The sequence below is a fragment of the Winogradskyella thalassocola genome (assembly GCF_900099995.1).
Lineage (GTDB): Bacteria > Bacteroidota > Bacteroidia > Flavobacteriales > Flavobacteriaceae > Winogradskyella > Winogradskyella thalassocola.
Window position 1 is genome coordinate 202,646 of the sequence record NZ_FNCZ01000005.1, and the last position, 22,848, is coordinate 225,493.

A 22,848-nucleotide genomic window follows, 5' to 3' on the forward strand; every position below is an offset into this window, starting at 1 on the left:
ATGAAAAACACACAATATATAATTTTAGCACTACTAACAGTTTCATTTTTAGTTGTTGCTTGCGGAAATAAAGAAAGCCATAAGGAAGGTGATGGTCATTCCCATAACGAGGAACAAAAGATTGAAGAAAACGATGACCATAGCGAAGGCGAAGAAGTGATGCTTTCACAACAACAGTTTGAAGCTTTAAAAATGAAGATAGACACCATTGCATTGCGTAATATGAGTGGTTATGTAGAAGCAAATGGCACATTGGAAGTACCACCACAAAGTGAAGCAGCAATAACTTCTGTAGTTGGTGCAAATGTGTTATCCATAAAAGTGATTGAAGGAGACAAAGTGAATAAAGGTCAAATTGTGGCATATCTTTCACATCCAAATATTATTCAAATGCAAACCGATTATTTGAATGCTTTTAGCAATAGTAATTTTTTAAAGAAGAACTTTGAGCGTCAACAAAAATTATATGATGCGGGAGTTGGCTCTGGTGCAAATTTTCAAAAGGCCGAAGCCGAATATGATGCCTCTAAAGCTATGGTAAATGGATTGGAAGCGCAGTTGAAACTATTAAACATAAATACGTCATCAGTACGAAATGGAACAATTGCTCAAAGTATATCATTACGCAGTCCTATTGAAGGCTATGTGCAAAAGGTAGAAGTAAAAACAGGACAGTATGTTGAACCACAAACTGAACTCTTTGAAATTGTAAATACACATCACGTTCACGCTGATTTAATGGTCTTTGAAAAAGATGTGTATAAAGTTAAGAAAGGTCAAAAAGTAAGCTTTAATATACAAACAATGCAAGATGAAGAATTAACAGCAGAAATCTATTCCGTAAGCAAAACATTTGAAGATGACCCTAAAGCAGTACACGTACACGCTGAAATTGAAAACAAGAAAGGTAACTTAATTCCTGGAATGTATATCCAAGGTAAAATTCAAGTAGAGAACACCAAAACAAAAGCACTTCCTGAAAGTGCGATAGTAAAAGAAGGTGATAGATTTTTCGTGTTTTCGGCAGAAAAAGAAAATGACGATTGGAGTTTTAAACCTATTGAAGTGCTTTTAGGAGCAAAAGATGGCAATTGGGTAGCTGTTCAATTTACTGAAGAACAAGATAAAATCACAAAATTCGCTTATAACAATGCGTATTATTTAATAGCCGAAATGAAAAAAGGAGAAGCAGAACACGAACATTAGATTATGCAAACCATAGAACAATTATTAGAGTTAAAAAATATTCGCGTTACGGCAATGCGTTTATTGATTTATAAGTTTCTTGTAAATAAACAAGTAGCAGTAACATTAAGTGATATAGAAAATGCTTTTGAAAAAGCAGATAGAACTACATTGTACAGAACTATTAAAACATTCGAGGAAAAAGATATTGTGCATCAAATAGATGATGGTACAGGTATTACTAAATATGCTTTATGTGAACAAGGTTGTAGTTGTGATATAAATAAAGATTTACACTTACATTTCCATTGTAACAATTGTAATGAAACCATTTGCTTAACAGACCATAAAATACCAAAAATTAAAGTGCCTGATGGCTTTGTTTCAGAAAATGTAAACTTGGTTGTAAAAGGTATATGTGATAAGTGTAGTGGATAACAAATGCACTTCCATTGCACTAACGATTGTACTACTTTTATTCAAAATTAATGGATATGAAGTTTAATGCTAAAATACCTAAACCTCTTAAACAGGCTTATAACGAAGAATTAAAACGATATAGTTTCTGTTTAGAAAATAAGCAGTATAGTAATGCTTGGTATCATTTAGAACGCAGTCATATCATAGGGCAATCTTACCCAATAGAACATACCTATTCACATTGGTTAATGCTAAAGTTTGGATTTATGCAAAAAGATGCTAAAGAAGTACTCGGTCAAATTATTAGGTTACTTGTTGGTGGTTGGAAATCATTTATTGACCACGTGCCACTTGGTAACACAGGCAGTGCAAACGTACCACCATTAAAATCTATGCCTATACCTAATGATATTAAAAATTTATTCAATTCAAAATGAAGAAAAAGAAAGTCAATTTAAGGGATTTAAAACCAAATTCAGAAGAACAACATTCTCACGATGATGGTCATAATCACGCTAATGGAAGTGCATTTAAAACTTATGTGCCAGCAATTATAAGTTTTACGATGCTTATGATGGGTATAGGTTTAGATTATTTTGATGTTTCTTTTTTTAAGAATTGGACTCGCATTATATGGTATGGTATTGCTTATTTACCAGTTGGACTTCCTGTTGTAAAAGAAGGCTGGGAAAGTATTAAAAAAGGCGATGTATTTACAGAGTTCTTTTTAATGTCTATAGCCACTATTGGAGCCTTTATTATTGGCGAATATCCTGAAGGTGTTGCAGTAATGTTGTTTTATGCAGTTGGGGAATTATTCCAAAATGCAGCAGTTAACAGAGCAAAAGGAAATATAAAAGCCTTACTTGATGTAAGACCAAATGAAGCTCTGGTATATCGCAACAATAATTATGTGTCTGTAAGTCCAGAAACGGTTGAAATTGGTGAAAAAGTGCAAGTACGTGTAGGAGAAAAAATCCCTTTAGATGGTATTCTACTTTCCGACAAAGGTTCATTCAACACAGCAGCATTAACAGGTGAAAGTAAACCAGATACGATTGCAAAAGGCGAAAAAGTATTTGCTGGAAGTATTAATATGGATGGCGTTATTGAAATTGAAACCACCAAAGAATTTAAAGATAGTTCCATTGCTCGAATTTTGGATATGGTACAGAACGCAACAGCTCGAAAATCTAAAACAGAATTATTCATCAGACAATTCGCTCGTATTTACACACCAATAGTTGTGTTTTTAGCAATAGGTGTTACGTTTCTACCATACTTTTTTGTAGATGATTATGTTTTTAGAGATTGGTTATACAGAGCCTTAATTTTCTTGGTGATTTCTTGTCCTTGTGCTTTGGTAATATCAATTCCATTAGGTTATTTCGGAGGATTGGGAGCAGCTTCAAAAAACGGAATTTTATTTAAAGGCGCTTCCTTTTTAGATGCAATGACCAAGATAAACACGTTGGTGATGGATAAAACTGGAACGGTTACTAAAGGTGTTTTCAAAATAAAAGAAATCAAAGCAATTGGTTGGGATGAAAAAGAGTTTATGAAGTACCTGATGGCGATGGAAGAACAATCCACACATCCTATTGCAAAAGCTATTTTAGAATATAAAGATGAAGGCGCAGATTATGAGGCTTCCGAAGTTACAGAAATAGCAGGAAAAGGTTTAAAAGGTATAGTAAATGGTAAGACTGTTTTAGTTGGTAATAAAGCCCTAATGTCAGCCAATAATATTAAAGTTTTAGAGGAAACAGAAACTATTGTAGAATCTATAGTATTAGAATCTATAGACAATGAATTTGCAGGTTATGTTGTCATTGCAGATGAATTAAAAGAAGATGCAAAAGAAACAATTACCAATTTACATAAAGTAGGTATTAATAATATAATGATGCTTTCTGGAGATAAGGATTCCATTACCCAACAAGTAGCAAGAGAATTAAATATTGAAAAGGCTAAAGGTGGTTTGTTACCAGAAGATAAATTAAATGAAGTTGAGCTTTTAAAACAAAATCCTGAAAATAAAATTGCTTTTATAGGTGATGGTATTAATGACGCACCAGTTTTAGCAGCAAGTGATGTAGGAATAGCAATGGGTGGTTTAGGTAGTGATGTCGCTATTGAAACAGCAGATGTTATCATTCAAACAGACCAACCTTCAAAAGTGGTAAAAGCGATTAAAATTAGTCGTTCCACTCGTAAAATTGTATGGCAAAACATCATTTTAGCATTTGGAGTAAAAGTAATTGTTCTGATTTTAGGAGCAGGTGGTTTAGCAACAATGTGGGAAGCAGTTTTTGCCGATGTTGGTGTGGCTTTATTAGCAATATTAAATGCAGTTAGACTACAACGAATGCGATGGAGTTAACCATTAAACTTCTGTTAAACAAAATGAACATTTGTTAAAATTTCGTAACTTCGCAAACAGTATGAAACAAGTATTCCATAAAATAATGTCTTTAGCAATGGCTTTTGTAGTGTTATGCTCTACAATGTCATTTACGCTTAATATGCATTTTTGTGGAGATGCTTTAGTAGAAACAGCTGTTTTTAATAAGGCTAAGGGTTGTGGTATGGAAATGCAAAAGCCATCTACAGAAGGATGTGCTATTACCAAGAAAAACTGTTGTAATGATGAACAATTGGTAGTTGATGGTCAAGACGAACTACAATTACAAGTTGACAAAATTTCTTTTGAACAACAAGTTTTCATTGCCTCATTGGTTTATACCTATATTAACCTTTTTGAAGGTTTAGATAACAATGTATCTTCTTTTGAAGAATATGAACCACCACTCGTCGTCAGGCAAATCTTCAAGATTGACGAGACTTATTTAATTTGATTTTTAAACAATAGACTGTTTTATCCTATGACTTTATAATGTCATAAGGATAATTTGCTGTATTCGGTGTTTTCTTAACGCCAATGTCTAACTGTTTAATAATCAAATCATATGCTTAATAAAGCAATCAAATTTCTTATAGAGAATAAACTCGTTGCAGTTCTGCTACTTGCTCTTTTTGTTGGATGGGGAACTGTAAACGCACCTTTCAATTGGGATACTGGATTTTTACCAAGTAATCCTGTGGCTGTTGATGCCATCCCAGATATCGGAGAAAATCAACAAATTGTATTTACAAAGTGGGATGGTCGTTCGCCACAAGATATAGAAGACCAAATCACTTATCCATTAACCACATCCTTATTAGGTATTCCAGGAGTAAAAACCATTCGTAGTTCGTCTATGTTTGGGTTTTCAAGTATCTATATCATTTTTGAAGAAGATGTAGAATTCTATTGGAGTCGTAGTCGTATTCTAGAAAAACTCAATTCATTACCAAGTGGTTTATTACCTGAAGGTGTTAATCCTGCTTTGGGTCCAGATGCAACAGGATTAGGACAAATATTTTGGTACACACTTGAAGGACGTGATGAAAACGGAAAAGTTACTGGTGGTTGGGATTTACAAGAGTTACGCAGTATTCAAGATTACTATGTAAAATATGCACTATCCTCTGCAAGCGGTGTTTCGGAAGTCGCTTCAATTGGTGGTTATGTTCAAGAATATCAAGTGGATGTCAACCCAGAATTAATGCGTCAATATAATATAGGATTGCATCACGTTGTAAAAGCAGTTAAGGAAAGTAATAAAGACATTGGTGCACAAACTATTGAAATTAATAATGCAGAATATTTAGTACGTGGTTTAGGTTATGTGAAATCTATTGAAGACATAGAAAATGCAGTCGTTACTTCCGAAAATTATACAGCAATACGAATCAAAGATATTGGAAAAGTCTCTTTAGGTCCAGCAACACGACGTGGGTTATTAGATAAAGAAGGTGCAGAAGTTGTAGGTGCTGTTGTTGTAGCTCGTTACGGAGCAAACCCAATGGAAGTTATTAATAATGTAAAAGAAAAAATTAATGAATTAAGTGCAGGATTACCTTCAAAAGTATTAGCAGATGGTAGAACATCACAAGTAACCATAGTGCCATTTTATGATAGAACAGAATTGATTAAAGAAACGTTAGGTACACTTAATGAAGCCTTAACATTAGAGATACTAATTACCATTTTGGTCATTATCATTATGGTATTTAATCTTCGGGCATCGGTACTTATATCTGGACTACTACCAGTTGCGGTTTTAATGGTTTTTATAGCAATGAAGTTCTTTGGTGTAGATGCAAACATCGTCGCATTATCTGGTATTGCAATTGCTATTGGTACAATGGTCGATGTTGGTGTCATACTTTCAGAAAACATTATAAGGCACTTGGATGAAGATGATGGAACAAAACCCATTAATACGGTAGTTTATAACGCCACAGCAGAAGTATCTGGTGCAATCGTTACCGCAGTAATGACAACCATAATCAGTTTCATTCCAGTCTTTACAATGATTGGCGCTGAAGGTAAACTATTTAGACCGTTAGCATTCACAAAAACCTTTGCATTAACAGCTTCCATAATTGTAGCCTTGTTTTTAATACCACCATTCGCTGCATTTTTATTCAGAAAGAAAAGTATTAAAAACACTTTTAAATATGTTTTAAATGGTGTTTTAATAGCTTTAGGAGTCGTAGCAATAGTCTTTGGGTATTGGTTAGGATTGATTTTGATAGCTTTTGGAATTACAGCACTTCTCAATCTTCAAAGTAAGATAACAGACAAACAAACTAATCTTATCAATATCATTATTTCAGCATCTGCGATAGTATTCCTGTTAGCCGAATATTGGCGACCATTAGGCGTTGATAAAAGTATCTTTTGGAATCTCATTTTTGTAAGTATTATATGCTTTGGTTTATTAGGTGTTTTTTCGCTATTCATCAAATACTATACGCGTATTTTAAAGTGGTGTTTAGATAATAAATTATTGTTTTTGTCTATTCCTACTGCGATTGTTATTGCAGGGTTTTTCATAATGAAGAATACAGGAAAAGAGTTTATGCCATCATTAAATGAAGGCTCATTTCTACTAATGCCAACATCTATGCCTCATTCTGGCGTAGAAGAAAACAAACGAGTTTTACAGCAATTAGATATGGCAGTAGCCAGTATTCCAGAAATTGAAACAGTTGTAGGTAAAGCAGGTAGAACAGAATCAGCGTTAGACCCAGCACCTCTATCTATGTATGAGAACATCATTCAGTATAAGCCAGAGTATATGCTGAATGAAAGCAGAGTGCGCCAACGTTACAAAGTAAATGAGGATGGTTTGTTTGAATTAAAAGATGGTCGATTAATTCATAACGAAAATATAGATGTCAGTTCGAGCGCAGTCGAGAACAAAGTGATAATCAAATCAACTTTATTAAATGTCCAAAGGTCTCAATTGATTGAAGATAAGGATGGCGAATATTATCGTAATTGGCGACCAGAAATTGAATCACCTGATGATATTTGGGATGAAATTGTAAGAGTTACCAAATTACCAGGTGTTACGTCAGCACCAAAGCTACAACCGATTGAAACCCGATTGGTAATGCTTCAAACAGGAATGCGAGCACCTATGGGAATAAAAGTAAAAGGTCAAGACTTAAAGCAAATTGAAGCGTTTGGTGTGCAATTAGAAAACATCATCAAGGAAGCTGAAGGCGTTAAAAAGGAAGCTGTTTTTGCAGACCGTATCGTCGGTAAACCCTATTTGTTAATTGATATTGATAGAGAGAAAATTGCACGTTATGGAATTTCTATACAAGATGTTCAGGATGTATTAAAAGTCGCAGTTGGTGGTATGGTATTAACACAAACGGTTGAAGGTCGTGAGCGCTATGGTGTTCGTGTGCGATACCCAAGAGAATTAAGAGCAAATCCAACAGACTTACAACAGATTTATGTGCCAGTTGAAAAAGGCAGTCCTGTTCCATTAAGCGAATTGGCAACCATTCGCTACGAACAAGGTCCACAAGTCATTAAAAGTGAAGACACCTTTTTAGTAGGTTATGTCTTGTTTGATAAATTAGATGGTTTTGCAGAAGTAAGCGTTGTTGAAAATGCACAAGCATTAATCCAAGAAAAGATAGATTCAGGCGAATTAATAGTTCCAAAAGGAATCAACTATGCATTCACAGGAACGTATGAAAATCAATTACGAGCAGAAAAAACACTATCTGTTGTTGTACCGTTAGCATTGGCAATTATCTTTTTAATACTGTATTTCCAATTCCGTTCTGTGGCAACCTCATTAATGGTATTTACAGGTATAGCAGTAGCGTTTGCAGGTGGATTTATAATGATATGGCTCTATGGTCAAGATTGGTTTTTAAACTTCAGTTTCTTTGGCGAAAATCTGCGTGATTTATTCCAGATGCACCCAATTAATTTAAGTGTGGCTGTTTGGGTAGGCTTTATTGCACTATTTGGTATTGCAACAGATGATGGTGTGGTTATGGCAACATATTTAACGCAAACTTTTGATAGAAATACACCAGATAACAAAAAGGAAATTAGAGCATCTATTGTAGAAGCAGGTGAAAAACGTATTAGACCGTGTTTAATGACTACAGCAACAACCATTTTAGCACTCTTGCCTGTACTCACATCTACAGGACGAGGAAGCGATATTATGATTCCTATGGCCATACCAAGTTTTGGAGGTATGCTTATAGCCTTAATAACCTTATTTGTTGTACCAGTTTTATATAGCTGGAAATCCGAAGTTCAACTTAAAAGAGCAACAAAATGAAATACATAAAAATCAATATAAAAACGGTCTTTGTGCTTTGTGCTTTATGCTTCGTGCTTTCTGCGCAAAGTCAAGAGTTAGAAACGCTTATTGATGTTGCACTAAATAACAATCCAGAAATTCAAAAATTTGAATTGCAATACAAAAGAGCTTCTGAAAAAGTAAATGAAGTCAATACCATTCCTAATACCGAATTTGGTGTAGGTTACTTTGTGAGTGAACCAGAAACACGAACAGGTGCGCAACGATTTAAAGTATCGGCTAAACAAATGTTACCGTGGTTTGGCACAATTACATCAAGAGAAAATTATGTCAGTTCATTAGCTGATGCAAAATATGAAGACATTGTTATTGCAAAGCGAAAATTGATGGCTTCTGTATCACAATCCTATTATAATTTATACGCCAACAAAGCGAAACAAAAGGTGCTAACAGAAAACATTAAACTATTGGAAACCTATGAGACATTAGCACTAACTTCTGTTGAGGTTGGTAAAGCATCTGCTGTAGATGTGTTGCGATTGCAAATGCGTCAAAACGAAATGCAACAACTAAAAGATGTTTTAAGTCAACAGTTTTTAGCAGAACAAACAAATCTTAATAATCTTTTGAATAGGGAAAATGATATTGCTGTTACTGTGGTAGATAGTTTAATGATGCCTTCAGAAGACTTTGAAATCACTACTAAAAATTTAGCATTACATCCTGAATTATTGAAGTATGATAAACTTTATCAATCTATAGAACAATCAGAATTACTAAACCAAAAAGAAAGCAGTCCTATGATTGGTTTTGGCTTGGATTATATCAATGTTTCCGAAAGACCAGATATGAATTTCTCGGATAACGGTAAAGATATTGTGATGCCAATGGTTTCGGTGTCAATCCCAATTTTTAATAAAAAATATAAATCTCAAACCAAGCAAAATGAGTTAGAACAGCAAGAAATAACAGCTCAAAAACAGGAACGTTTAAACACTTTGGAAACGCTTTTAAGCAAGGCGATTAATGAACGTATTTCTGCAAGAATAAGTTATGCAACGCAAACCAAGAACTTAAAACAAGCCAAAGATGCTGAAGAAATTTTAATCAAAAGCTACGAAACAGGAACGATTGATTTTAATGATGTTTTAGATATTCAAGAACTACAATTAAAGTTTCAAATGAACCAAATAGAGTCTATTAAGGGCTACTATGTGCAAAGCACAATTATTAATTATTTAATACAATAGTAATGAAATGAGCAGATGTATTATTATAAATCTATTCCAGATTTTTATAAGCGAATTACATCTGTCCATTAAGAAAAAATAAATAACAACAGATGAAACACACATATCATATACACGGAATGACCTGCAATGGTTGTCGTACTCACGTAGAAGAAACACTTTCTAAAGTGGAAGGTGTTTCAAAAGCAACAGTCAATTTAGAAAAGGCAGAAGCTACAATCGAAATGGAATTGCATATTCCTATAGAAACATTTCAAGAAGCCTTAAAAAATGATGGTGGGAGATACAGTATTCATAAACAAGGTGAACATCATCACCATTTAGAAGATAAAACAGAAAAAACATCAAAAGGCAAAGGCACAGGTACATTTTATTGCCCAATGCATTGCGAAGGTGATAAAACCTACGATAAATCAGGCGATTGTCCTGTTTGCGGAATGGATTTGGTTGAAGAACAAAATCTATCATCAGCTTCAACAGAACAATGGACGTGTCCAATGCATCCAGAAATCGTAAAAGATGAAGCAGGTTCGTGCCCTATTTGCGGTATGGATTTAGTACCAATGCAACCAGATGTTTCAGCAGAAGAAAAGACCTATAAAAAATTATTGAAGAAGTTTTGGATAGCAACTGCATTCACATTACCAATATTCTTAATGGCTATGAGCGAAATGCTCAATAACAATCCATTGTACGATATAATGGAACAGAAATATTGGAATTGGATTCAGTTTGCATTATCTATTCCAGTTGTATTTTATGCGACTTGGATGTTCTTTGAACGTGCTTATAGAAGTATAAAAACGTGGAATCTCAATATGTTCACACTTATTGGAATCGGTGCAGGTGTGGCTTGGTTATTTAGTGTGTTTGGGATGTTATTTCCAGATGTGTTTCCAGCACAGTTTAAAACTGAATCAGGTGCAGTACACGTCTATTTTGAAGCAGCAACGGTTATTCTAACCTTGGTGCTTTTAGGACAGTTGTTAGAAGCGCGAGCACACAGTAAAACCAATTCCGCAGTAAAAGAATTACTAAAATTAGCACCTAATAAAGCCATTAAAATTGTAGATGGTGAAGAAATTGAAGTCAGTATAGATGAAATAGAATTAAATGATATTCTAAAAGTAAAACCAGGTGATAAAATTCCTGTGGATGGTGTAGTAACTGAAGGAGAAACAACTATTGATGAATCTATGATTACGGGAGAACCTATTCCTGTAAACAAATCTCAAGATGATAAAGTAAGTAGCGGAACCATTAATGGGAATCAATCATTCTTGATGAAAGCGGAAAAAGTAGGAAGTGATACCTTACTCTCACAAATCATTCATATGGTTAATGATGCCAGTAGAAGTCGCGCACCTATTCAGAATTTAGCAGATAAGGTATCAGGTTATTTTGTGCCAGTTGTAGTTCTTATTTCTATTATCACATTTATGGTTTGGGCAATTTGGGGACCAGAACCTGTTTATGTATATGCGTTTGTGAATGCAATTGCAGTTTTAATCATTGCGTGTCCTTGTGCTTTAGGTTTAGCTACACCTATGTCTGTAATGGTTGGTGTGGGTAAAGGTGCTCAAAATGGTGTATTAATTAAAAATGCCGAAGCTCTCGAAAAAATGGATAAGGTAAATACACTTATAGTTGATAAAACAGGAACTATTACAGAAGGAAAACCAACAGTTGAAACCGTTGGTACTTTTAATGAAGCTTTGAGCGAAGAAGAAGTGTTACAGTACATCGTGTCATTAAATACCAATAGCGAACATCCTTTGGCAGAAGCGACTGTTAAATATGGAAATGAACATAACGCTGAAATAGTAAAATCTAAAAACTTTAGTGCTGTTACAGGAAAAGGTGTTGAAGCTAAAATTGATGAAAAAAATGTAGCATTAGGTAATCCTAAAATGATGGAATATGCCAAAGCAGACATTACCTCTAAAATGAAAGATGAAGCTAAAACGTATCAAAAACAAGGCAAAACAGTTTCTTATTTGTCAATAGATGAAACCGTTGTCGGGTATGTAGTTATAGGGGATAAAATAAAAGAAACAAGTGCCAAGGCTATTAAAGTACTTCAAGATAAAGGCATTGATGTTATAATGCTTACAGGCGATAATCACGATACAGCACAAGCAGTAGCTTCAGAACTTAATTTGGCAGATTTCAAAGCCAGTATGCTACCAGAAGATAAACTCAAAGAAGTAGAGAAACTGCAAGAAAAAGACAAAGTAGTTGCTATGGCAGGTGATGGAATTAATGATGCACCAGCATTGGCAAAAAGTGATGTGGGTATTGCAATGGGAACAGGTACCTCTGTAGCTATTGAAAGTGCTATGATAACGTTAGTAAAAGGCGATTTACACGGCATAGTAAAGGCTAAAAATTTAAGTCATTCCGTAATGAAGAACATAAAGCAAAATCTATTTTTTGCACTTATTTATAACACATTAGGAGTACCTATTGCAGCAGGCGTATTATTCCCATTTTTTGGCATTTTATTGTCGCCAATGATAGCAGCATTAGCAATGAGTTTTAGTTCTGTTTCGGTAATAGTAAACGCATTAAGATTAAGAAATATTAAAATATAGCACTATGAAAAAATATATAATTTACTTCGGAATATTGGTAGTTGGGTTGTTGTTAGGATGGTTGCTTTTTGGTGGTTCATCAAATGAAAAAACAGACCATAATCACGACGAGCTTGCAGAAACCAATCAAATGTGGACCTGTTCAATGCATCCACAAATTATGCAACCAGAACCAGGTGATTGTCCTATTTGTGGGATGGACTTAATTCCTGCCGAAAGTGGAAGTGATGGTCTGTTAGCAGACCAATTCAAGTTAACCGAAAATGCGATGGCTTTAGCCAATATTCAAACAACTGTTGTAGGCAAAGGTAATGTTGATGGCAACACCCTTAAATTATCTGGTAAAATTGCTGAAAATGAAGAAGCAAACGCAGTACAAGTCAGTTATTTTTCGGGTAGAATAGAACGTTTGAATGTGAGTTTTACAGGCGAAGAAGTTCGTAAAGGTCAATTATTAGCAACCATTTATTCGCCAGAATTGTATGCAGCACAACAAGAATTGATTACAACAGCATCTTTAAAGGAATCGCAACCTGAATTATATAAGGCAGTTCGTAATAAATTGAAGTTATGGAAGCTGTCTGAAAATCAAATAAATCAAATAGAAGAAACCCAAAAAGTAAAAGAAAACTTTCCAGTTTATGCAACCGTTTCAGGAACAGTTACCGAAAAATTAGTAGAACAAGGTGACTACATCAAACAAGGTCAACCATTGCTTAAAATTGCAAATCTCAATACGGTTTGGGCAAACTTTGATGTATATGAAAATCAAATCGATTTATTTAAAAAAGGACAAGAAGTTTTAGTGACTACAAACGCTTATACTAATAAGGAATTTAAAGGGAAAGTAGATTTCATTGAACCAATTTTAAATACTAAAACAAGAACAGTAACCTTACGTGTGGTGCTTAATAACAAAAACGATGTATTTAAACCAGGAATGTTTGTAACCGCAAATATTGAACGAGTTGCAAGTAGTAATGATACGGTATTAACAATTCCAGCATCTGCTGTACTTTGGACAGGAGAACGTTCTGTGGTCTATTTAAAAACCAGTCCAGACCAAACCATTTTTGAAATGCGTGAAGTTGTTTTAGGTAATCAAATTGGTAATGAATATGAAGTTTTAGAAGGTTTATTTATTGGAAATGAAATCGTGACTAACGGGACATTTACGGTTGATGCAGCAGCTCAATTACAAGGTAAAAAATCAATGATGAATAAAGATGGTGGCAAAGTAATGACTGGTCACGAAGGCCATTTAGGAATGGATAATAATGCATCAAAAAAAGAAAGTGGCCATACTAATATGAACGAAAGATTGACAGTATCAAAGAAATTTCAAGAACAACTAAAAGTTGTTTACAATGACTATATCAATTTAAAAGATGCTTTAGTTAAAGAAGATTCAAAAAATACTTCAGTTAATGCAACAAGTTTATTAAACAATTTAAGTAAAGTGGATATGAAATTATTATCAGACAATAATGCTCATACACATTGGATGTCATTAGTAAAAGAAATACAATCTTCTGCAACATCTATTTCTAAAACGTCAGATATAAAAGAACAAAGAGACCATTTCAAGCATCTATCATCACACTTAATAAATGCTGTTCAACTGTTTGGAGTTAAGGAAAAAGTGTATGTAGAGTTTTGTCCAATGGCAGATAACAACAATGGTGCATATTGGTTGAGTAAAGAAGAAAAAGTAATCAATCCATATTTTGGTGAAGCCATGCTAACCTGTGGAGAAGTAAAACAAGTAATCGAATAATAATAAATCAAATAATAACAATTAAATTTTAAACAATGAATTTTTTAAAGAAAAATCACGAACACAAAAACGATAATGTAATCGACGTGAGTAAAAAAGTAATTTTAAGTGTAGTTGCAATAGCAGCATTAGGTTTAACAAGTTGTAAAAACGAAACTAAAAAAGTTGAAGATACTACAGCAACAGAAGTGTCAAAAGAAATCGCAATGACAGATTTATCCTTTGGAGTAAGAGGAAATTGTGGTATGTGTAAAAGTACCATTGAAAAAGCAGCCAATAGTGTTGAAGGTGTTGCAAGTGCCAATTGGGATGTCGATAAAAAGAAGATTGATGTCTCTTTTGATGATACCAAAACAGATGCAATGGCAATTCATAAAGCAATAGCAGCTTCAGGTTACGACACCGAAAAAGTTGCAGGTAGTGAAGAAGCCTATAAAAACTTACCAGGTTGTTGTCAATACGACCACGAAATGATGATGAATCAGTCAGGTGAAATGAAATCGGAAGACCATTCAAATCACGACCATTAAGCCAATAATTTAAGAGTCTTTTTAGAAAGGCTCTTTTTTATTCCCCACAACCCAAAACCCAGTTTTTTCGTGCCTCAAAATCCTCTGTTTTTTGTGTTGTTCCGCGCGCCACACATAGTTGGTTTTATGTCACAATAGTTGTAGCCAACGCTATAATAGCACATTGCTTGTTTTATTTAAAAGTATCTATTTTAATAAATTAGTACAATAAAAAAGCAAAGAGCTATTGCCAACGCTCAAAACAACTATTCCGCCACAAAACCAACCCAAAGCTAAGTTACATAATGCGTAGTTATAGGAGCAAAAATCCTTTCAATGGTTGCCTACGGCGTTTTATTATATTTTCGTGCCTATAACTGTCATTATGTAAAATATCCACACACCATCCGCACAAATTCGAACATATAATGTTATTTTGGAAAAGCATTAAACAGTCGTAAATTTAAAAGGTTGAATTAGTTAAGTATTATATTCGTTATCTCATTCAAGCTGCACAAAACCATCGCTAAGCCTGTATTGAGCTTGACGAAATATCCAAGTATTCCTTACCTCAAGTCTTTGTTTGTTTCATTTCGTTAACAAATATAAAAGTCCACTTTTCCCCACCACCCAAGTCAGCGGTTATAAAAAAATAGGTTAATAAAATGCAGTAATACGACATAGCATATTGCTTTTTCTCGCTCGCCCTGTCTCGAGCGCCAGTCGAGAGGTCAAAAAAACAAAAAGCTATTGTCTAAAAGTCCTGTATAAGTAGCTTGTTTAAATGCTGTTTTATCAAACAACTATTTAAAACGCTACACATACAAACGCTTCATCCCAAGCTCAAATTGGAAATAACCTATTTTTTTAAGAGTTTATGCCCCAAAAAGTGTTGTTCAATTAATTAAATACATTTCAATATGATTACAAAAACAATCCAAATTACAGAAGTCAAAGTTGATGAATTAGCGGATAAGGTAGCAGATAAATTATTGTTTAAAATTGAAGATTACCTTAAAGAACTATCAAAATCAAAAAATGATGAATTACTAACAAGACAAGAAGTAGCCGATTATTTAAGAATAAGTTTAGTAACAATACATTCTTGGAATAAACACGGCATTTTAAATCCAATTCGTATGGGCAACAGAATCTTATACAAAAAACAAGATATTTTAGATGTTTTAGAAGAACAGTCAATAAATAAAAAAAGGTAGCAAATATATGTGGCTACCACAGCCAACGCGCAAGGCTATAAAGGTCAAGCCCTACGGGTTTTGAATAAAACTTTTTTCAAAAGCATTTTTCAAAATGATTAAACATTTAACCTCAAAAAACTTTTATCCAAAAACCTTGACAGCCTTATCCACGCCACAAGAGCATTAGGCTTTCTTTTTTTATTCTTTTTCTTTTAAAAAATTAATGGTGCGAAGCGTAGCGAAGCAATTTTAAATTGGATAGCTATGTCAACTTTTGAACTAAAAACACACCAAATCGGAAGAACTTACTCAAACCCTCATTTTTTTATCCTAAACAAAGGGCAAAACAGCGGAAAGCCTTTAATAAATCCTTGTCCTAATTGTTTTGTGGTATCTACATCAACCGAAGAAGAAAAACAAACCCTTTACCATTTATCTATGATGTTACAAATAGGCGGTTTTTATGCTTATTATTTAAAAGGGAGTGTTATTCCGTTTATCTCAATAGATGATTGCCGAAACACCTTAAAAAACAGTTACACCTCGTTGTTAAGTGATGAATTTCAGTTACAAAAGCATATTAATATAGTTTCAACTATTTGTAAAAAAGAAGCTGAACTTCAAAAAGTAATTTCAAAAATGGCAGATTTAAAAGTGTCATACATACAAAATCTATTTTCTAAAAAGCAAAATCGGGCAACAAAGGGCAACAAAAACCAAATCAATCTATTAGCATAGTATTTGCCATATATTACTTGTGTTGGTTAAAGACCGTACCAAGTCCGTACCAACTTCGAACAAGTATTAATTTTAAATTTTATATACAATGGGTGTTATTTCACAAGGAATCCTGGGCGGTGTATCAGGTAAAGTAGGAAACGTAGTTGGTGCTTCTTGGAAAGGTATTGACTATTTGAGAATTAAGCCTTCAAATGTGGCAAATCCACGAACTGAAGGACAAGTTAACCAAAGAAATAAGTTTACTGTTACTTTGGAGTATCTTCAACCGAATTTAGGTTTTATCAAGAAAGGGTATAAATCTTATGCGGTTCAAAAAACAGAGTTTAATGCAGCAATGTCTTATGTATTGAATAATGCGATTACAGGAGCTGCGCCAAACTTTACTGTAGATTATTCTTTAGCTTTATTAAGTAGAGGTAATCTATCTGGAGCTTTGAACCCTGCAACAGATTTAGCAACTGCGGGACAAGTAGAATTTACTTGGGATGATAACTCTGCTGAAGGTAATGCAAATGCAACTGATAAAGCAATGATTTTAGTTTACAATCCAAGTAAAAAAGAATCAATGTATATTCTTGATGGTGCTGATAGAACTGTAGGATCACAAATCATTACAATTCCAAGTACCTATGCAGGTGATACAGTCGAGCTTTTTATGGCATTTATTACTGCTGAAGGTAATACCGTGTCAAACAGCGTTTATTTAGGCTCTGGAACAGCTAATTAACGGTTGATGTTTTTATGTATGAAACCACTCTTTATGAGTGGTTTTTTTATGCTATATTCGTAATTGAATTTATTAATGATTGCCCTTAATTTACCCTTTTTAGGTGTTTTTTGTATCCTATTTGTTGCCCAAATGCTCTAACCCCAATAAATATAAGGTAAATTACATATTGTATTGGAAAGCAGATTTATAAAGACATTTTATGTTGTTCAATGGGCTAAAATGGGCATCCTAATTTATATTATGTGATCTAGAATTACTGCTAAGAATACGAGTTTGACTAAGGATTTCTTTTTAAGATTAAGATAACCTGTTTGTAAATAGGTGAATAGGTTTTTAAAAACCTATTCTTCAAATTTTAGTTACATTTAGCCTAAAAAAAGGCTACGATTTAATGCATAAAAAATTACATTTATACATCAAATGTATTGCTTTATTAATGGCAATGCATAGCTACTCTCAAATGGAGTCACCTGAAGCTTTAGATGAGGAAATAGATAAAGGCATTGCGTTGATGTTTCAAAAAGAACACTCGCAATCTATTGAGTTATTAATCACAACCGAAACGATAGCCAAAAAAAATCAATGGTATGAGCAGGCCTTTAGGTCAACCTTAAATATCGGTTCAAATTATTATTTGCTTTCAGATTTTGGGGAAGCCGTTCAATATTACTTGCAAGCTTATGAAATTGCGATTGCGCATTTAGATTCTCGTCAAGAAATGACGGTACTCAATAACATAGGGATACTTTATTTTCAAGAAGAAGATTTATTACAAGCTAAGGATTATTTCTTCAAAGCGTATCAAAAAGCAAAATTAGTAGGAGATGAGGTCAAAGTGGGCTATTATGCGGTAAATTTGGCTTTGGTCTCTAATAAAATGAAAGCTCCTGATTCTGCTCAAAGTTATATTGACGAGGCTTTACCTTTGTTAAAGAATGAGCCTAATGTTTTAGTAACAGGAAAGATGGCGCAGTCTGAAATGTTTCTTCTAACGAAACAGTATGCGCAATCAGAAGCCATTGCTCTCAATTTATTACCCAAGTTTCAAGATATATCACAAGTAGAAAATAGAGTTTTTATTCTATTGGTTTTAGCACAAATTAATGAAGATCAAAACCGTTTAGATAAAGCGCTGTATTATGGTATTGAAGCTCGAAATACGCAAGCAGGCATTGAGAATAGAGAAGAAGTCTATAGCTATTTGTCTAATTTATATGGTAAAAAGGGACAACTTGAAAAGGCTTTAGTTTATAAAGATTCTGTAATTATTGCTTCAGACTCACTAGCCGATATCAGAAATAGTAAACTGTTTGAAACTGAAAAAGTGAAGTTTCAAATTCAAAATTATCAGCATGAACTTTCTGAAAGTAAAGAAGTTTTAAAACAAGAGCGTCGTTTCTTTTATAGCATCATTGGGATTACAGTGCTAAGTATGGGGTTTATTTTGTGGATTTTTAGAAGTAATTCGATTAAGCATAGACAACGTAAAACCATTGTAGAATTAGAATTAGCTAAAGAAAAAAGTGATTACTTACTTATAGAAAAGCAATTACGAGAGCAAGAAACGCTGGCGCTATTAGAACAAGAACGTTTTAAAAACGAATTAGAGGTTAAGAATAGAAAGCTAACCGCTAAAGCTTTGTATTTGTCGAGTAAAAATGATTTAATTGAAGAAGTGGTACAGTCTTTATCTGAGAATACTGAAATCTCAGAAAACCCAGAATTAAAAAATCAAATAAGAGAATTAAAAAAGCATCTTAAAACCGATACGCAATGGGATAGTTTTTTTACACACTTTGAGGAAATCAATCAAGGATTTTTAGATCGGCTTAGAAGTAAACATGATAAACTTACGCCTAGTGATATTCGTTATATTACTTATTTATACATGAATTTATCAAATAAAGAAATCGCATCGCTTTTAAACATTACACCGCAATCTTGTAGGAAGCGTAAAGAGCGTCTTTCTAGTAAGTTAAGCATCCCTGAGAATGTTACACTTCATAACTATTTATCCATGATTTAATTGTAGTGTCACACTATTAGAATAGGGATGTCACGGAATGTCACGCTTAAAATACGCCTCTAACGATTCGTTGTATCTATATTTATCCACCTAATCTAAAAATCAGATATGATGAAAAAACGAACTACTTTACTCTTCTTTTTCTTAAGCGTTATTATTTCAATAAAAGCTACGGCTCAAGTTGAATTAGAAGCCGCAAGTGCTTATGGACAATTGCTTGATGTTACCTATAGTAAAACGCAAGAGAATGTTATTTATGCTCTAACATTAACGAACCATGTTGTAACTTCTATAGATGGAGGAGATACGTGGGCTATTTTGTATGCCGATCCCTTAGATAATTATGGGATATTGAGAGATTTAAGACTTATTAACGATGGAGCTGCACTAAGTTTTAATGTTAAAGCAGAAGGCACTGATTATAATAAAATTGTAGTGTTTGATTTAGCCACCGCTTCTATTACTCGGACCTTTTCTCCACCCAACTCTTTTGAATTTGATATTTTAATAGAGTCTTATGATATTTCGGACTCTAATAATGATGTGGTGTTAATGCATACGACCTATTCTTTGTTAGGGACTTATACTCATGAAGTATTTTACACCACTAATGGTGGTCTTAATTGGAACGCTGTTTATTATAGCCCTATTAACGATAATGTTGCCATAAACAATGTGAGCATTTCACCAGAAGATGACGACAAGCTATTTCTTATGCGCGGAGGTTCTACATCTAGAGAATTAGGAGGAGTCTTTGTTTCTACAGATGCTGGACAAAATTGGGAGAATAAGATACCAGGAAACACTTATGACGCTATTGCGTTTAACCCAGATAATTCAGATGATATCTTATTAGGAACAAGCTATGGTTATGACACTCATGTCGAAAATTTATACCGTTCTTTAGATGGTGGAGATACTTGGGCTGTTGTGCCAATTACATGGACAACAATGTCTACTGATCATATTAATAAAATTGAATTTAATCCTAGCAACTCTAATGAGATCATTGTGTTGGAAGAAAATGAAATGGTTGTGTCGTCAGACAATGGAATGACTTGGGAAAACTATGTGTATACCACAATAGACCCGGAAGCGTATTACTATGGTCTAACAGCTTCTTATAATCCTTTTACAGCTGATGAACTCTTAATTACCACCAATTTTTACACGTTCTTAACTACAGATGGTGGAGTAACACTCGACAAATTAGAAAATCCTTTTGTGAATGCTACAGGAATTATTTCGGCTTTTTCATCGGTTGACGAAAAGCATGTTTATTACGGGATGCGTTCAGGTTATATGCATCAAGATTTGCAAAACTCAACAGAGGAAGGTCATTACCTTCAATCTTTAACACAAGGTTTTGGATCAGCCGTCAAAGTCTTTGCAGATCCTGTTGTTCCTGGGCGTGTATTTACCAGTAATAGAGCTCTTAATACATCTTATATTAACGTGAGTTCAGCGCATGGTTTAAATCCGAAATTAATAGCGAGTTCAATGTTCTTCTTAATTCTTGAAGATGTGTCTACTTCTATAGCTAATCCAAATGTGAGTTGGTTATCTACAGGTTTAGAGGTGCATAAAGTAGATTTAACGGATATGGATAATATTGTTGATCAGAATATTGTTATTCCTGAGTTAGGAGAGGTTATTACAGCTGTACAAGTAGATCGTGACGCTGCAACGACTATTTTTATTGCGCAAGGCATTCATTTTTACAAATCAACTGACGATGGTGCCACTTGGACTTTAAGTAATGATGGTTTAGAAGGTTTAACAGTTGGTCCTCATTTAATATTAGATATAGAGCAGAACCCTTTAAATGCGAACCAATTGTTGTTATCAAGTACCAATGGTATCTATTTATCAGAAAACAAAGGTGATTCTTGGGTTTCTATTTCGTTGGAATTTACTGATAACGTTGCCTTTTCATCTGTTGCAGAGAACACCATTGTAGGAGTTACACATTACTCTGATGGGTTTAACATACCGTTACCAGTGGCGAAAGCAAAAATTAAAATCACTACTGATTTAGGTGAAACGTGGAGTGAAATATCCCCTGAGATGTTACACTATCCTTTTACAGAGTCTTCTGCTTTTCTTTTTACCGAAGATGAGGTAAGTGTTTATTTGGGAGTACACGATTTAGGATTAATAAAATATGATATTGATTTAACGACTTTATCTGTTAATTCTGAAGTGTTATATGATAACCCTATTCATATATACCCAAATCCTACGAATAATAGCTTTTCAGTACATAGTGATGCAACTGTAATGGCTGTAACAATTTATACAATCGCTGGTAAAATCGTTAAGACCGTTACTCAGCCTAATACTGCGATTGATGTTAGTGATTTAGCACAAGGAGTGTATTTAGTTAAAGTAATAACGACTAACGGAACAATTACTAAACGCTTGTTAAAGTCTAATTAGTCCTAGAATGTCTCCCTAAACGTTTTATAACTGATTCGTTCTTTTTTGTTTAATAATTGAAATTGATTAGGAACCCATTTTGTATAATGTTAAATGTCATTACACAAGATAGGGTTCCTTTTTTTATATTACATTTTGAACTGACTATTAGTTATGTTCAAAGTGATAAATATAAATGCGTAAAAAACAATTGTATTTCTTTTTCAAAAACCTCTAAAGGAATACGATGCGCTAAATTATTATGAATGTGTATTTTGTATTCTGGGTGGTCAATTAAAGTCTCAGCTAGAAAGTTAAGGGTTTGTTTGGGGTTAACCACATCATCTTGCGTGCCTAGAACGATTTGCTTAAAACTACTTGTGTTATTATGTATTTCAGGAATGGTTTGAGGGACCGATCTTTCGGCTAAAGCCGGATTAAATAATAGGGCAGGGCATTGCATTATGTTTGAAACGTAATAGCCTGTAAAACCACCCATACTACTTCCTATAACCACGCTAATACTTTGTGCTTTAAAAGCTGTACTTATACTCGCAATAGCATGTGCATCTGATTGATAATCTATGGCTGGGGCAAATACCTCTCCATAAGGTTCTAGTAATGCTCTTTTTTCAGGACTTAAACTTCCATTTAAACCATGTATGTATAGAATTTTCATTGTGCTGCTAGGGCTTTAACTTATAAATAATACTGTGGAAAGATACAACAATTCGCAGCTGTAAACGGCATGTGTTATTGGAATGCTTCTTGGCTGTAATTACCAATGGTTTTAATGGTGTTATCCTTAAGTCTCTTTATGCTATCATGTTTTAAGCACCTTATAAGCATGCTATAACCTGTATTGAATGAGGTAAGGGCAATGCATATGGTCCTCAGTTGATAACAGTGTTTAACTATACTCCAGACTGTATTGTACGGCAGGTTTTACCTTTTAAGCTAAGGATTTCTAGCGTTGGTCTGATTTTGACTATTACTGATTTTGATATGGCTGAGGTAGGCTTTGTGGCTGGTGCTACCCATATTGAATTGACCTATGGTGTGTTGGATTTTGATTTTGACGGTTTGGATTATGATCTGCATTTGGCAGCTCCTATGGTTTTAGAACCCGATACTTTGCCTAGTGGTCTTGGTACTCAAATTTGTGTGCTTGGTATACGGTTTTACCAAGAGGTTGATGGGGCTTTGTATGTTTTAAATGCTAAAGAGAGTGTGGGTATTGCGGTTTTGAAATGTATATAGGAAGTAACAGCATCTTACTTGTTTTTTGCCACAGTACTTTGTTGTGC

17 protein-coding genes are annotated in these 22,848 nt (G+C 34.0%); 16 read left to right on the forward strand and 1 reads right to left on the reverse strand.

What is annotated here, in order from left to right; translation table 11 throughout:
• The 15 genes from BLT80_RS13505 (at nucleotide 1) to BLT80_RS13575 (ending at nucleotide 21,562) form a co-directional block, all read left to right on the forward strand.
• Nucleotides 1–1,206, forward strand: coding sequence for an efflux RND transporter periplasmic adaptor subunit (locus BLT80_RS13505; protein WP_054724090.1), 1,206 nt, complete (start codon nucleotides 1–3; stop codon nucleotides 1,204–1,206).
• Between the two features lie 3 nt (nucleotides 1,207–1,209).
• The gene (locus BLT80_RS13510; RefSeq protein ID WP_054724091.1) at nucleotides 1,210–1,623 is read left to right on the forward strand and encodes a Fur family transcriptional regulator; all 414 of its coding nucleotides are present in this window, start codon (nucleotides 1,210–1,212) and stop codon (nucleotides 1,621–1,623) included.
• A gap of 56 nt (nucleotides 1,624–1,679) precedes the next feature.
• Nucleotides 1,680–2,042 carry a DUF3703 domain-containing protein gene (locus BLT80_RS13515; RefSeq protein WP_054731062.1) on the forward strand — a complete coding sequence of 121 codons (363 nt, stop codon included), beginning with the start codon at nucleotides 1,680–1,682 and terminating at the stop codon, nucleotides 2,040–2,042.
• Nucleotides 2,039–3,988, forward strand: coding sequence for a heavy metal translocating P-type ATPase (locus tag BLT80_RS13520; protein ID WP_054724092.1), 1,950 nt, complete (start codon nucleotides 2,039–2,041; stop codon nucleotides 3,986–3,988). The genes BLT80_RS13515 and BLT80_RS13520 overlap by 4 nt, the downstream gene beginning before the upstream one ends.
• Nucleotides 3,989–4,049: 61 nt before the next feature.
• Nucleotides 4,050–4,463 (forward strand): HYC_CC_PP family protein, encoded by a 414-nt coding sequence (locus tag BLT80_RS13525; RefSeq protein ID WP_054724093.1) that lies wholly within the window; start codon nucleotides 4,050–4,052, stop codon nucleotides 4,461–4,463.
• 111 nt (nucleotides 4,464–4,574) lie between these two features.
• Nucleotides 4,575–8,315, forward strand: coding sequence for an efflux RND transporter permease subunit (locus BLT80_RS13530; RefSeq protein ID WP_092468854.1), 3,741 nt, complete (start codon nucleotides 4,575–4,577; stop codon nucleotides 8,313–8,315).
• Entirely contained in the window at nucleotides 8,312–9,547 is a 1,236-nt protein-coding gene (locus BLT80_RS13535; RefSeq protein WP_092468856.1) for a TolC family protein, read from the forward strand. Before BLT80_RS13530 ends, BLT80_RS13535 begins: the two co-directional genes overlap by 4 nt.
• A gap of 92 nt (nucleotides 9,548–9,639) precedes the next feature.
• A complete protein-coding gene (locus BLT80_RS13540) occupies nucleotides 9,640–12,141 on the forward strand; it encodes a heavy metal translocating P-type ATPase (RefSeq protein ID WP_092468858.1) in 2,502 nt (833 codons plus the stop codon).
• A 4-nt stretch (nucleotides 12,142–12,145) separates the two neighbouring features.
• Nucleotides 12,146–13,918 carry an efflux RND transporter periplasmic adaptor subunit gene (locus BLT80_RS13545; RefSeq protein ID WP_092468860.1) on the forward strand — a complete coding sequence of 591 codons (1,773 nt, stop codon included), beginning with the start codon at nucleotides 12,146–12,148 and terminating at the stop codon, nucleotides 13,916–13,918.
• A 35-nt stretch (nucleotides 13,919–13,953) separates the two neighbouring features.
• Nucleotides 13,954–14,448 (forward strand): heavy-metal-associated domain-containing protein, encoded by a 495-nt coding sequence (locus BLT80_RS13550; RefSeq protein ID WP_092468862.1) that lies wholly within the window; start codon nucleotides 13,954–13,956, stop codon nucleotides 14,446–14,448.
• An 899-nt stretch (nucleotides 14,449–15,347) separates the two neighbouring features.
• Nucleotides 15,348–15,644, forward strand: a complete 297-nt coding sequence (locus BLT80_RS13555; RefSeq protein WP_092468864.1) for a helix-turn-helix domain-containing protein — start codon at nucleotides 15,348–15,350, stop codon at nucleotides 15,642–15,644.
• 246 nt (nucleotides 15,645–15,890) lie between these two features.
• Nucleotides 15,891–16,364: a DUF6943 family protein gene (locus BLT80_RS13560; RefSeq protein WP_092468866.1), complete on the forward strand. Its 474-nt coding sequence runs from the start codon at nucleotides 15,891–15,893 to the stop codon at nucleotides 16,362–16,364.
• 88 nt (nucleotides 16,365–16,452) lie between these two features.
• The gene (locus BLT80_RS13565; protein WP_092468868.1) at nucleotides 16,453–17,094 is read left to right on the forward strand and encodes a DUF6266 family protein; all 642 of its coding nucleotides are present in this window, start codon (nucleotides 16,453–16,455) and stop codon (nucleotides 17,092–17,094) included.
• A 394-nt stretch (nucleotides 17,095–17,488) separates the two neighbouring features.
• The gene (locus tag BLT80_RS13570; protein ID WP_092468870.1) at nucleotides 17,489–19,123 is read left to right on the forward strand and encodes a tetratricopeptide repeat protein; all 1,635 of its coding nucleotides are present in this window, start codon (nucleotides 17,489–17,491) and stop codon (nucleotides 19,121–19,123) included.
• Between the two features lie 108 nt (nucleotides 19,124–19,231).
• Nucleotides 19,232–21,562, forward strand: coding sequence for a VPS10 domain-containing protein (locus BLT80_RS13575; RefSeq protein WP_092468872.1), 2,331 nt, complete (start codon nucleotides 19,232–19,234; stop codon nucleotides 21,560–21,562).
• Between the two features lie 157 nt (nucleotides 21,563–21,719).
• Here the strand turns inward: BLT80_RS13575 and BLT80_RS13580 are convergent, their stop codons facing one another.
• A complete protein-coding gene (locus BLT80_RS13580) occupies nucleotides 21,720–22,220 on the reverse strand; it encodes a YqiA/YcfP family alpha/beta fold hydrolase (RefSeq protein WP_092468874.1) in 501 nt (166 codons plus the stop codon).
• Nucleotides 22,221–22,546: 326 nt separating this feature from the next.
• On the opposite strand from BLT80_RS13580, the gene BLT80_RS13585 reads away from it, so the two are divergent.
• Entirely contained in the window at nucleotides 22,547–22,801 is a 255-nt protein-coding gene (locus BLT80_RS13585; protein ID WP_139181075.1) for a hypothetical protein, read from the forward strand.
• Nucleotides 22,802–22,848: the final 47 nt, after the last annotated feature.

Coding starts and splice junctions, on each gene's coding strand:
- BLT80_RS13505 (WP_054724090.1), top strand. CDS start 1: ATGAAAAACACACAATATATAATTTTAGCACTACTAACAGTTTCATTT.
- BLT80_RS13510 (WP_054724091.1), top strand. CDS start 1,210: ATGCAAACCATAGAACAATTATTAGAGTTAAAAAATATTCGCGTTACG.
- BLT80_RS13515 (WP_054731062.1), top strand. CDS start 1,680: ATGAAGTTTAATGCTAAAATACCTAAACCTCTTAAACAGGCTTATAAC.
- BLT80_RS13520 (WP_054724092.1), top strand. CDS start 2,039: ATGAAGAAAAAGAAAGTCAATTTAAGGGATTTAAAACCAAATTCAGAA.
- BLT80_RS13525 (WP_054724093.1), top strand. CDS start 4,050: ATGAAACAAGTATTCCATAAAATAATGTCTTTAGCAATGGCTTTTGTA.
- BLT80_RS13530 (WP_092468854.1), top strand. CDS start 4,575: ATGCTTAATAAAGCAATCAAATTTCTTATAGAGAATAAACTCGTTGCA.
- BLT80_RS13535 (WP_092468856.1), top strand. CDS start 8,312: ATGAAATACATAAAAATCAATATAAAAACGGTCTTTGTGCTTTGTGCT.
- BLT80_RS13540 (WP_092468858.1), top strand. CDS start 9,640: ATGAAACACACATATCATATACACGGAATGACCTGCAATGGTTGTCGT.
- BLT80_RS13545 (WP_092468860.1), top strand. CDS start 12,146: ATGAAAAAATATATAATTTACTTCGGAATATTGGTAGTTGGGTTGTTG.
- BLT80_RS13550 (WP_092468862.1), top strand. CDS start 13,954: ATGAATTTTTTAAAGAAAAATCACGAACACAAAAACGATAATGTAATC.
- BLT80_RS13555 (WP_092468864.1), top strand. CDS start 15,348: ATGATTACAAAAACAATCCAAATTACAGAAGTCAAAGTTGATGAATTA.
- BLT80_RS13560 (WP_092468866.1), top strand. CDS start 15,891: ATGTCAACTTTTGAACTAAAAACACACCAAATCGGAAGAACTTACTCA.
- BLT80_RS13565 (WP_092468868.1), top strand. CDS start 16,453: ATGGGTGTTATTTCACAAGGAATCCTGGGCGGTGTATCAGGTAAAGTA.
- BLT80_RS13570 (WP_092468870.1), top strand. CDS start 17,489: ATGCATAAAAAATTACATTTATACATCAAATGTATTGCTTTATTAATG.
- BLT80_RS13575 (WP_092468872.1), top strand. CDS start 19,232: ATGATGAAAAAACGAACTACTTTACTCTTCTTTTTCTTAAGCGTTATT.
- BLT80_RS13580 (WP_092468874.1), bottom strand. CDS start 22,220: ATGAAAATTCTATACATACATGGTTTAAATGGAAGTTTAAGTCCTGAA.
- BLT80_RS13585 (WP_139181075.1), top strand. CDS start 22,547: ATGGCTGAGGTAGGCTTTGTGGCTGGTGCTACCCATATTGAATTGACC.